Source organism: Aurantibacter sp., from assembly GCF_042094015.1.
In the GTDB taxonomy this organism is placed as follows: domain Bacteria; phylum Bacteroidota; class Bacteroidia; order Flavobacteriales; family Flavobacteriaceae; genus Aurantibacter.
On the sequence record NZ_JBELDZ010000038.1, the window covers coordinates 1 to 11,962 of the forward strand.

Below are 11,962 nucleotides of genomic sequence, written 5' to 3' on the forward strand. Positions count from 1 at the left end.
TATAGAATCTTTCATTGAGAGTTTTGAACCATCTGCATGAATCCATCGTTTAAGTGGTTTCTCGCATAGCATTAACTTCGCCTTCTTTAAACCATAATAATGAGATATTCTTTTAAAAATTTCAACATCAAAAATCCATTGTGTTACAAATTTATCTCTAAAAGCTATTTTAATCACATCTTTATGAAAAATTTTCGCACCACATTGTGTATCTTTAAAGGACATTTTAAGAATTTTTCTAATAATGAAATTAATAGTCAAACTAATTATTTTTCTAGCAGATTCTTTAGTAATATTTGCTCCCATTCTTGTAATTCTTGAGCCACTTACAATTTTAAATTCAGAACCTTCTATTGTTTTAACCAGGTCATCAAAATCAGATAAGTCTGTAGACAAGTCAGCATCTAAAAACCCAATATAATCTAAATCACTTTTTTTAGACATATGCAACATCCCTAAACGAACAGCTTCTGCTTTTCCTCCATTTTTTTTACAATTATACACAGTTATAAAACTCTCGCGTCCTTTTTGCAAATCTTTAAGTATTTTTAAAGTATCATCTTCACTTCCATCATTAACAAAACACAAATGATATCCTGTATTTTTATCTATATAAGTTATAAATTCTTCACTTAACAAACGCTCTGATTCATTATAACATGGTATTACAACACCAACACAACGTTTTTGAATTATAGCATCAGTACCTAACTCTGTATTGGATTTAAACTGCCCCAACAACCTATTTACTCTTGCTGCTATCTCGTTTAAACTCAATGGTTTTTTCATATAATCATTTATACCTAAGTCAAACCCTTTAACTATAGTTTCATCATCTGTTTCACCAGACAACATCATAATTAGTGTAGTAGATTTTAAGGCTAATCTAATGTGTTTTACAACATCCATTCCTGAAACCTTAGGCATATTAACGTCTATGATTAACAAGTCCGGCTTGAATGTTTTAAATAATTCTATTGCATTTTCAGAGTTTGTGTCTGTTACAACTTCATAACCTAAATCTGTTAACCTTTTTTCTAAAGGAAGTAATACCAACTTTTGATCATCTATAGCTAAAACTTTCATAATAAATAATTTTAAAGGTTAATCACATTTCAAAAATAGAACGATTTCGTCTTTCAAATCGGAAAATTAGATAGTGTTGTCATTTGCTATAGATGAATGGTAGAATTCTATCGTTGATTAATATTAGACTCAGTAATTAAAATACATATCTTTACATTGTTATTCTTTTAAATGAAAAAAACTACAAACAAATACTTAATCATTGCTTTACTTATAGGTATAGCTTTCCATGGTACATCTATTTTTTTCACTTTAGAAACAACTTACGATGCTTTAATTCATTTGTTTTTCGCAGAACATTATACCAACAACTGGTTTGAGCCATGGAATTATAAATGGTACACTGGTTTTACTGTAATGAGTTATCCTCCATTAGTACATCAATCTATTGCCTTACTAAGTTTAATTGGCGGCTTAAAGTTTGGTTTGTTTAGCGTTGCTATTATTGCCGTAATACTCTTTATAACTGGAGTCTATCGATTTTCTTTACTTATTACATCGAACAGGACAATTGCCGGTTATTCAGCTATTCTAGCCGTGTTCTCATCATCATTTATTGAAACATTACATCTTTTTGGTCAGCTACCAAGTATAATAGGGATTTCTATTTTAATGCACGCCTTACCAGAAATTTACCTTTGGTTAAAAACATGCAAATATTGGTATCTAGCAACCTCTGTATCTTTAATAGCAGTAACCGTAACCTCTCACCATGTAACTCCTATTTTTGGAATGATCTTTTTTATATTTCCATTAATAGGTATGGCAATAATGGACGTGTCTAAAGAACGCGTTAAAACGTATAAAAAAATTACGTTCATCGTGTTTTATAAAAGTTTCACAAAACTCTTTAATCGTATTATTATTTTTGGAGTTTCTTCTTTATTCATAATTATTGGTTGCATACTTCCTTATTGGATTAATTCAAAAAACAACCCAATTACTCAGGTTCCAATTCCTCATGGATCAAGAGATAATTTCCTAGAGGTTACATCTTCTGGTTTAGTCTTTTTTTTAATTCCTTGGGGGATACTACTTATTCTTTTCCCATACATATTTTATAGATATTATAGTAAACGCTTTCTGTTTTTTGGGTTATCTATAACTATTTTAACCATATTAGGAACTGGTGGCACAACGTTTATTCCTCGTTTCGTTTTAGGAGAAACTGCATTTAATATATTAACATTAGATAGGTTTACACTTTGGGCCTCTATTATGTCTCTTCCATTATTAGGAGAATTTACATATAGGTTCGCTAATGGTGATTTAAAGATCCTAATACAATCAAAATTCGGAACTATTTATCACCGAATAATTGGAGGTATTCTTGCTAGTCTTTTTATTTTTATGGTAATTTTCTCAATGAGCCTAAATTATTTTAGACCGTCGCAACCTCAAAAAATAAAAATACTCCCTATTGTTAATTTTTTAAACCAAGATGATCATGACAAATGGCGATTCTTAACATTAGGTTTTGGAGATCAAATGGCATGGTTAAGTAGTCAAACTAAAGCTCTTTCTGTAGACGGAAACTATCATTCAGCTAGAAGACTTCCTGAACTGACAACAAGACCAGTAGAACGATTAGAGAATTCTAAGTTTAAAGGTGTTGCAGGTATAGGTTCGTTACAACAATTTCTAACCATACCAGAAAAATACAACCTAAAATATATTTTCTCTAACGATAAGTTCTACGACCCAATTCTATACTTTTGTGGATGGCAACGCCTAAGACGATTAGAAAATGGCATTATGGTTTGGGAACGCTTAAATATTACCCCACTAACTTCCATTTTACCAAAAGAAAACATTTCTGATTGGCAAAAAATTGTCTGGGGAATCATTCCTTTATTAACAATTACAATAGCCTTTATATTAAACATACAAATACTTTTGGTAAACGCATTAAAAACAAAACCTACTCCAGATTTAAATCAAAAAATAAAACATTCTAAATTCCCTAATTGGCTTTTAAAAACAATTCACATATGGTCAATACTATTAGCTTTTATAATTACGTATTTCATTTATAATTTTTACATTAAAAACGATTCACACAGAAGTCCTGAAAATGTTATAACTGCATATTATGATGCATTAGATTTTAAACAATTTGAAAAAGCATATAGTTTAATTAATCCAAAAAGCAATTTATCTATTTCTCAATATATGTTAGAGGTTTCCGTTTCTGATGGACTGTTAAGTAGTTATGCTAAACTGGACGAAATTAAAACCATTATAACCACTAAAAATGGAAACAGTGCTACCGCAAAAGTAATTACGAAATGGATTACTCCTTTAGAAAAAATTACTAAAATATATTTTAAAACTTTATACAAAAACAGAAATAAATGGTTTTTACAGCCCGATAATTTAAATACAGATTTGCCACCAAATCAACTTTATTCTGGAACCAAAACAAACTATTTTAATCAAGGAAGACGAAGAATCACAACTGAACAAACACACCATGAAGATGTTTTAAAACAACCTGTATTAGAAGTCCTTTTTGCAAAATTAGTAAATAATAATAATAATTATTCCATAATTGGAGAGGTCCAAAACATAGATAATGTACCTGCAGATATTACATTAAAAGGTACTCTTTACGACAAGAATAACAATCAATTAGCAACTTACAATGCAAAATACCATGTAAAACACAAATTAATGCCGAAAGAGACTACTGTTTTTAAAATTGATTTTGAAGGTATAGCTTGGTCAAAAACAAAAGATTCTATCCCAAACACTTTTAACCCAGATCAATTTACATCAATTCAACTAAACGAAGAACCTTGTACCTTTAATTTACAAATTTCTGGAAATGTTTCTGGCTCTGACTTATATAAGTCTATTGCAATAAGTAATATAGAGATAAAAAAAACCGTAATTAATGGTACTCTTTTTAACAGTGGTTTAGAAGAGGTAACAATACCTCAATTGTTAATTTCATATTATGATAATGATAAAAACTTAATTTGGGTTGACCATAAATTTATACAAAATGGTATTAGACAGCAACGCAAACAGGCTTTTGAATATAATTTATTAGAAAATTTGTATCCCAAAACAATAAACCAGAATATGGATCACATTTTTATTAACGGTTTACCAAACAAAGCTATTGCAAAAAAAAATGTACCAAATAGAATAAATAATCATACTAAAACAGAACTTCAAGAAATCAATTATTCAAACTTTAGTTATATTAAAGTTGAAACTAACACTTATATTGGAAACCCAAATTAATGATTCTAAAAAAAATATATTTAATTCTAATTGGTTTAATAGCATTAAGCTCTTTTACGGTTTTTAAAAACAACCAAACAGTTAATGTTTGCAAATTAATAACTACTAAATCTCAATTTGAAGCAGGACAAACTATAGTCTTAAAATTTAATAACCCAAATACACAAACACAATTATATTGTTCTAATAGCTACGGTTCTACGTTAATAAACCCAACAATTAGTAAAGACATACTTAATTACAAAATACCTACTAATTTCTGTTCTAAAAAAGGCGTTTTAAACTGGACTCTAGTCTATGGTAAAAAAGCTATATCTGGACTTATTTTAATAAAAGCTAAAAACAAAGTTTCTACTATAGAAACCTACATTGGACCACCAAGTATATTGGCTGGAGAGAAAGACTTTGCAATGCTAGTAGCTATACCAATAGACAGTTTAGATAATCCTTTTCCTGATAACACTAAGATTACTATTAAACATCAATTTTTAAATATTGAAGAAGAAGAAGAAATTTATACTAAAAATTTAATCTCATATAAAAACATATACTCCAAGAAAAAAAACGGACGCATATTAGTATCTTCTGAATGCCTGCAAATAAATTCAAAAGAGCATACCGTAATAGCTTATCCAGATGTCCCTGTAAATTTTAATATTTCAGCTGAAAGAGATCACAACTATGCCGATGGTAACCAAATAACAACATTTCGCACTTCAATAATCAAAGACATAAATAATAATACTATTGTAGATGGTACTTATGTGACTTTTTATATTACAACTAAAAACAAAACAGTTCTAAAAACTAGTGGAACAACAATAAACGGTATAGCTACTGGAAAAATAATCCATCCCGAATCTAAAAATGAATGGAAAATCAAAGCCTATATAGATGGTATGGCCGAAAGCAATTTCATAACTTTAAACTACAAGCAAGTAATAACGGATTTTAATGTTAATTTCTCTAAAAAAAACAACTCAATAACTATTGGTCCATTACAGAGTTTTATGAAACAAATGATTCCTGATGGCTTAAACGTATCACTTTCTATATATAACGATAATAAACTCGTTACAATAAAAGAAAGAACCTCTTACAATGGCTATGTAACATTTAATTTAAACCCTAAACTTTACGCTAAAGAAAATTATACATTCAAGATTGAAACAGCAGGTTTAGAAAAGACTTTTAATACTAATAGCAAATGGTAAGCTTAAATAAAAAATTATTACGCTTTACACTAATAGCATCATATATTATGGTGACTACATTAATTATTTCTGGTATCAGTGCAGTTTTTAGCTATTTAAACACAGGTGCTGATAGGAGTAACATGTTACATACTGAAATAAAACAAACGGAACATTACTTCCCAAAAGTAATATGGTCTCCTCTAAAAAATAAGGGTAGAAAGATGGACCAAGAAACCCTAAACAGCTTAGAAGAAGATTATTTAAATGCGTTGTATTTTAAACACGTTTCTAATAAAACAAACACAAAAGAAGGCTTAAAAGATTATTACACAGATAATGCAAGAAAAAACCTTTATGACATAATAGATTTAAATAAAAAAAACAACATCAATATAGAATCTACAACACTTAACCACAATATCTCATTAGATTTTTTTAGTGAAGATGGACAGTTAGCGGTAATTACAGATAAAGACGTTTTAGAATACAAACGTGTTTTAAAAAATGAAAAACAGATTTTAGAAACTAAAGAATTATCTACTTATACTATAGTTTTTTTACTTGAAGATGGATTTTGGCGCATTAGACACTCTGTAAAAACGAATGTAAAACAATATAAACCTAAAAAATCTATTATTAATACAGATAGTCTAAAAATTAAAGGAATAAACTATTACCCAAAAGATACACCTTGGGATATGTTTGGATATAAGTTCAATAAAGACACTATAAAAAAAGATTTTAAAATTATAAAGGCTGCAGGGTTAAACTCTGTTAGAATTTTTATTCAATATGATAATTTTGGACAAGCGAAAGTCATTCCTGAAAAAATAGAAAAACTAAAGCAAACGTTAGACGTTGCATTAGAAACCGAATTAAAAGTAGTTATTACGCTTTTTGATTTTTATGGTGATTACTCCATATTAAATTGGACTTTAAATAATTGTCACGCTGAAAAAATTGTTTCAACTTTTAAAAACCATAATGCAGTCCTTGCTTGGGATATAAAAAATGAACCTAATTTAGATTTTGAATCTAGAGGAAAAGAAAAAATAATTGCGTGGTTAGATCAAATGTTAGATGTAGTAAAATTAGCAGATCCTAATCATCCAGTTACAATTGGCTGGTCTAATACACAAAGTGCTTCAATTTTAAAAAACAAAGTAGACCTAATATCTTTCCATTTTTATGAAGATTTAGCAAATTTAGACAAAGCTGTTAAATCATTAAAAAAAGAAGTTTCTGGTAAACCCATAGTTATGCAAGAATTTGGGATATCTTCTTATAGTGGTTTCTGGAGACCTTTTGGAACATCGGAAGAAGATCAATTAAATTACCATAAAAAAGCCCAAAATATAATTGAAGATAATAATTTACAATTTATGTCTTGGACCTTATATGATTTTGTCAAAGTACCAAAATCTGTTGTTGGTAATTTACCTTGGAGAAAAGACACTCAAAAACGATTTGGTTTTATAGACAAAGATGGTGTTAAAAAAGAAGCATTTAAATATATTAGTCAAAAGTGATTTCCTGTAGAATAGTATTTTCTTGAGATGATTTAAAGTTATTTATTTTATCAAATTCGCTTAAATACATTTCAACTATTTTACCCATTGGATATGCGTTAGCTGCTTTAAAATTAGTTTTACCTAAATCTATTCTATAATCATTATTAACAATTATAGTTTCTATAGCTTTGGCTAAACTATCGACAGAATTGGGTTCAAAAAACTCACCTTTATAACCTTCATCTTCAATCAACAATGCTAAATCCCCTAAATCTGGCATAACAACAGCTTTTCCGTAGCTTCCTGCTTGATGTAAAACACCAGAACTTCCAGTTGTAGATGTGTATGGAAAGACTACTACAGCACTTTCATTAAAAAGTTTAGAAACATCTTTCTCTTCCACATAACCTGTAAACCTTACTTGCTTTATATGTTTATATAATTCTTTAATATTTTCTAAATAACCAGGAACATTAGGGTTATCTGTTCCTGCAATAACAATTTCTAGATCTAATCCTGTAGATTGTCTTACTTTCTCTACAGCTTCGATCATGTTTTCTACTTTTTTATAAGTTCCAAATTTCCCAAAAGTCATTATCTGTAATGGTCCATTTGGTAACTTATAATTAGGTTGTTTATCAAAAACATCAAAAGTCCCATGAGGAATTAATCTTACGTTTTTTGCATTATATTTCTCTTTTAATATTGTAACATACTTCTGCATAGTTACTATAACCGTATCGGACTTTAACAACAGTTTTGTTAAACTAGTTCCAATAAATCCATATAGTTTTTGCATTATTTTATTTTTTGTAAATCCAGCAGAACCTAAATCTACTTCTTCTAGAATGTTATGAAGTAAAACGATATTAGTAATTCCTTTAAGTTTGCATACCAATGGTAACATTAAACCCAATGCTGCTGCAATTTTTTTGTCGCCAAATTTCATAAACTGCAAATTAAACAAAACTGCATCTGGCTTAATCTTAGTTATTGCTGCTGTTACACTAACAATGTTTAGGTAACTATTAAATCCCCAACATTCTTTAACTAAAATCTTACAACCATTCTCTGTAAAAAAAACATCTTTAAGCTCTTCTGTTTTATCTGTTAATAAAACAATTTCTGTTACATCATCATTTTGTCTAAAATGTTTAACTAAATGATAAGCATACTCATTTAAAGTTACTTTACTAGGCGGATAAGCGGTTACAATTGCTAATTTCATAATAAAAACATTTACTGTTACAGTATGAAATTGCAATTTTAAATGAAGGTTATATGATATTTTTAGTTATATGACCTTTTGCTGTAGACGAATGGAGAATTACTTATGTTTTATGTACCTATATTACTTTTTGGAATTAAAAAAGAAGTATCCTAATTGGAAAGCTAATAATAAAAACATAGCTACAAGTTGAACAGATACAACCTGTTCTAAAGTATTGTGATAAAATACAATTAAAATAACTTGTAATAACCCAAAAAAACCTGAAAGTACTACCGGTATATACTTATCTAAAGACAAAAAATAATAAGCAAAAATATTAGAGATTGCAAAAATACCTGTTGACAAAGCATATTTCCATAACAAAGATGCTATTGATAGATAGTCTTCACCAAACAAAATTAAAATAGCTGTTTTGGGAAATAAAAATGTAATACAAACAATTGCGCTTGCTATAATTGTAATATAACCTACATACTTAAATAATACCTTAGATGCATCCTTTCCTTCTTTTTTCAATTGCACAACGGTTGGTAATAATAACATTACAAACATCCAAGCTATAAAATAAACAATTCTACCTATTAGGGCTAATGAAGCATACAAACCCGCTTCATAAGAATCAAAATAATGTTTAACTAAAAGAATATCGCTATTATTAATAATAATTTGTGTTAATTCATAGAATGCCGTAATCACAAAAAAAGATCTCATAGACTTTACTAAAGAGTTATCTAGTTTCAGATTATTTTTAAATCTAATTATATTAACTTTAAAAGGAAGCATTCCAAAACAAAAAGATAATAGTATACCTAAAGCTATTACAATAGGCGATTTTATATTAAAAAAATATATTAAACTTAATGTTACTAACAACCTACTTAGCATTTCTAATTGATAAGTTATGGAGAGTTGTTTTAATTGATTAGTTCCTTGGTAAACTCCCCTATTTACACTCATTAAAAAATATAATGGAATACCAACACCAAAAACAACAAACATAATTGAACTAGATGTATTAAAAAGTAACTGTAAATATTTTGAATACACAATTACTAATGCACCAAAAAACAACCCAACAAAAAAAGAATATTTATATACTCTAGAAACAAAGCTCACGAAAATATTACGCTCTAATTCTACTGAAAATTTAGCTGTTACTAATTGGAATGTCATTGCGAAAAAAGAAAGCACTAATAATAAAGTAATTAAAACAGCCGCGTCTGCAAATTGTTCTGGCCCCAATATTCTTCCTAGAATAAGGTTATATAAATAATTCCCACCATTAACAACAAGAACACTTAACATAAAAAAGTGTTCTTGAGTTAATTTAAAATTGAGTGGTTTAAGTTGCAATACCATATTACTAAACTTTAATTACGCTGCATTATCAGATTGAATGTCCTCATAAATATCTTTAGACCCTAAACCATTAACAGAAAAAAGTTTTTGATTTCTAAGTGCGTTCGCAAATAGTGATTTAATAGCTGATACACCATTAGAGTCTATCCCTTTTAAACGTCCTATATTAATTGTTATAGAACTGCATGAGTTAATTAAATACTCAAAATGAATAATAAAAGACCTTGAAGTTGTAGCATTTAAGTTTCCTTCTAAAAAAAATGTTCCGTTGTTTTCTAAAATTTGTAAAGCCATAATAGATTGTATTTAAATTAATATTAGTTTCTGTTGTAAATATCTTATAACAACTCATTTTTTTATTTGTTTTTCGTTGGGATACAAGTTTCTATAGATGAATGATTGGTATAGTTTAACTAACTTGCAAGTAGTAAAAAACAATACTATGAAGCTCAAAAATACATTTACCCTTATTATTATTATAAGTACCTATTTTGGATTTTCACAAGAAATGCAAGAAGGTTTCACCTTTCTAGAAACTGGTAAATACACTAAGGCCGAACTGTTTTTTAAAAACATATTAATAGACTATCCTAATAATAAAACTGCTAGACTATGCCTAGGAAGGTCAATTGGCTTAAATGGAAAACCAGAAAAAGCTAAATTACTTTTCACAAACCTTCTAGCTGATTATCCGAATGACTATGAGGTGAAACTTAATTATGGCGAGGCTTTATTATGGAATAATGATTTTTTAAAAGCTAAAAATCATTTTAAAGATTTAATAAAAGAAAACAATAAAAGTTTTCCCGCATTACTTAGCTACGCTAATACATTATCAAACTTAAAAGAATACAAAGAAGCTCTAACATACGTTAACAAAGCATTAGAAATCTTTCCTAACAACTCAAATGCTCTAAACTCAAAAAAATATATCTATCTAGGTTATGCTTATAAAAAACAACAAAACCAACAATATAATGAAGCCGAATCTTTACTAAAGGAAAATTTAAACCTTTATGCTAATGACAAAAACACTTTATTAAACTTAGCAAATCTTTATTTAATTATTAATAGACCAGAAGATGCTAAAAAAACTTATAATATATTATTACAAAACCCAAATAACAAAATCTACGCTCTTAATGGTTTAGCCTTAACTTCTCACCTAAACACTAAAGAAAAAGAAGCATTACAATTAAGCTCACAAGCTTTTAATAGTTTAGGGAAAAAGACGAATTCTATATTAATACAGCAAACTACAGAACGCTACACGCAAGCCTTAATATGGAATGGAAAATATAAATCAGCAGGAACTCTTATAAATAAATTAAATACACAAGAGCCAAACAAGAACTGGATATTAGCGCTTCGTGCCACACTTAACACCCATAGAAGTGATTTCAAAAAAAGCTTAACAGATTACAATCAAATTCTAGAAAATGACAGTACTTCTTTTGATGGCAATTTAGGTAAAGCTAACACTTTAAAAGCCTTAGGTTTTTATAATAATGCATATCTCTCTGCAGAAAACACTTTACGATTTTACAAGAATCAAAAGGATGCAACTAATTTTATAAAAAATATTGATGTGGTTTTTACCCCTTCTTACGAAGTAAAAACCTTGTATACTTTTGATAATGGAGATAACGAAGCAATCTTTTTTAACAACAAAATAGAATTCCCTATCTCTACAAAATTTAAAATTTTAGGAAATTATAATTACAGAAACACTAGTAATAAAATCACAAACAACAAAGCTAACTCTAGTGACTTAAGTCTTGGTTTATCTTACCAACTATTACCAAATATAACATTTAAGAGTCTTGCAGGAATTACATCCGTTAAAGCAACAACAAATAATTATACACAATTTTTAACTGATATTTCTATTAAAATTAAACCATTTAAATTACAAAATTTAAACATTGGATATAAACGCGAATTACAAAGTTTCAATGCAGAATTATTAGATCAAGAGATTATACAAAACAACTTTTATGCTAATTATAATATAAGTACTAATTTTAATCTTGGATGGTTTACACAATATTTTTACACAAATCAAAATGATGACAACTCTAGAAATTTACTATTCACATCTCTGTATTACACTATTTTAAAAAAACCATCACTTAAAACAGGTATAAATTATCAATACATTACATTTAAAAATCAAGTCCCAGTTATTTACTTTAGTCCAGAAAAGTTTAATGCTGCAGAAATATTCATCAACCTAATTAAAGATGAAATTACAACAAAACCTAAAGAATGCTTTTACGAGTTAACAGCAGCAACTGGATTACAATACATAGAGAACAATTCTAGTC

The 11,962-nt window shown here is 28.2% G+C and carries 8 protein-coding genes; 4 read left to right on the forward strand and 4 right to left on the reverse strand.

The window, feature by feature from the left end; translation table 11 throughout:
* Window positions 1-1,086, reverse strand: a 1,086-nt coding sequence (locus ACFDSN_RS07190) for a response regulator (RefSeq protein WP_375239167.1), incomplete at its 3' end; no start/stop codon positions are given.
* 171 nt (window positions 1,087-1,257) lie between these two features.
* Here ACFDSN_RS07190 and ACFDSN_RS07195 point away from each other — a divergent pair.
* Genes ACFDSN_RS07195 through ACFDSN_RS07205 form a run of 3 tightly spaced genes read left to right on the forward strand, consistent with a single transcriptional unit; the run spans window position 1,258 to window position 7,063 of the window.
* A complete protein-coding gene (locus ACFDSN_RS07195; RefSeq protein ID WP_375239168.1) occupies window positions 1,258-4,338 on the forward strand; it encodes a hypothetical protein in 3,081 nt (1,026 codons plus the stop codon).
* Window positions 4,338-5,552: a hypothetical protein gene (locus tag ACFDSN_RS07200; protein WP_375239169.1), complete on the forward strand. Its 1,215-nt coding sequence runs from the start codon at window positions 4,338-4,340 to the stop codon at window positions 5,550-5,552. Before ACFDSN_RS07195 ends, ACFDSN_RS07200 begins: the two co-directional genes overlap by 1 nt.
* Entirely contained in the window at window positions 5,546-7,063 is a 1,518-nt protein-coding gene (locus ACFDSN_RS07205) for a glycoside hydrolase family 2 TIM barrel-domain containing protein (protein WP_375239170.1), read from the forward strand. Before ACFDSN_RS07200 ends, ACFDSN_RS07205 begins: the two co-directional genes overlap by 7 nt.
* On the opposite strand, the gene ACFDSN_RS07210 is transcribed toward ACFDSN_RS07205, so the two are convergent.
* The 3 genes from ACFDSN_RS07210 to ACFDSN_RS07220 all read right to left on the reverse strand — a co-directional run bounded on the left by ACFDSN_RS07210 (window position 7,050) and on the right by ACFDSN_RS07220 (window position 9,929).
* Window positions 7,050-8,273, reverse strand: a complete 1,224-nt coding sequence (locus ACFDSN_RS07210; RefSeq protein WP_375239171.1) for a glycosyltransferase — start codon at window positions 8,271-8,273, stop codon at window positions 7,050-7,052. The genes ACFDSN_RS07205 and ACFDSN_RS07210 overlap by 14 nt on opposite strands.
* A 123-nt stretch (window positions 8,274-8,396) precedes the next feature.
* A complete protein-coding gene (locus ACFDSN_RS07215) occupies window positions 8,397-9,581 on the reverse strand; it encodes an oligosaccharide flippase family protein (RefSeq protein ID WP_375239172.1) in 1,185 nt (394 codons plus the stop codon).
* Between the two features lie 69 nt (window positions 9,582-9,650).
* Window positions 9,651-9,929: a hypothetical protein gene (locus ACFDSN_RS07220; protein ID WP_375239173.1), complete on the reverse strand. Its 279-nt coding sequence runs from the start codon at window positions 9,927-9,929 to the stop codon at window positions 9,651-9,653.
* 148 nt (window positions 9,930-10,077) lie between these two features.
* On the opposite strand from ACFDSN_RS07220, the gene ACFDSN_RS07225 reads away from it, so the two are divergent.
* Window positions 10,078-11,962, forward strand: a 1,885-nt coding sequence (locus ACFDSN_RS07225; RefSeq protein ID WP_375239174.1) for a tetratricopeptide repeat protein, incomplete at its 3' end; no start/stop codon positions are given.

Coding starts and splice junctions, on each gene's coding strand:
- ACFDSN_RS07195 (WP_375239168.1), top strand. CDS start 1,258: ATGAAAAAAACTACAAACAAATACTTAATCATTGCTTTACTTATAGGT.
- ACFDSN_RS07200 (WP_375239169.1), top strand. CDS start 4,338: ATGATTCTAAAAAAAATATATTTAATTCTAATTGGTTTAATAGCATTA.
- ACFDSN_RS07205 (WP_375239170.1), top strand. CDS start 5,546: ATGGTAAGCTTAAATAAAAAATTATTACGCTTTACACTAATAGCATCA.
- ACFDSN_RS07210 (WP_375239171.1), bottom strand. CDS start 8,273: ATGAAATTAGCAATTGTAACCGCTTATCCGCCTAGTAAAGTAACTTTA.
- ACFDSN_RS07215 (WP_375239172.1), bottom strand. CDS start 9,581: ATGTTAAGTGTTCTTGTTGTTAATGGTGGGAATTATTTATATAACCTT.
- ACFDSN_RS07220 (WP_375239173.1), bottom strand. CDS start 9,929: ATGGCTTTACAAATTTTAGAAAACAACGGAACATTTTTTTTAGAAGGA.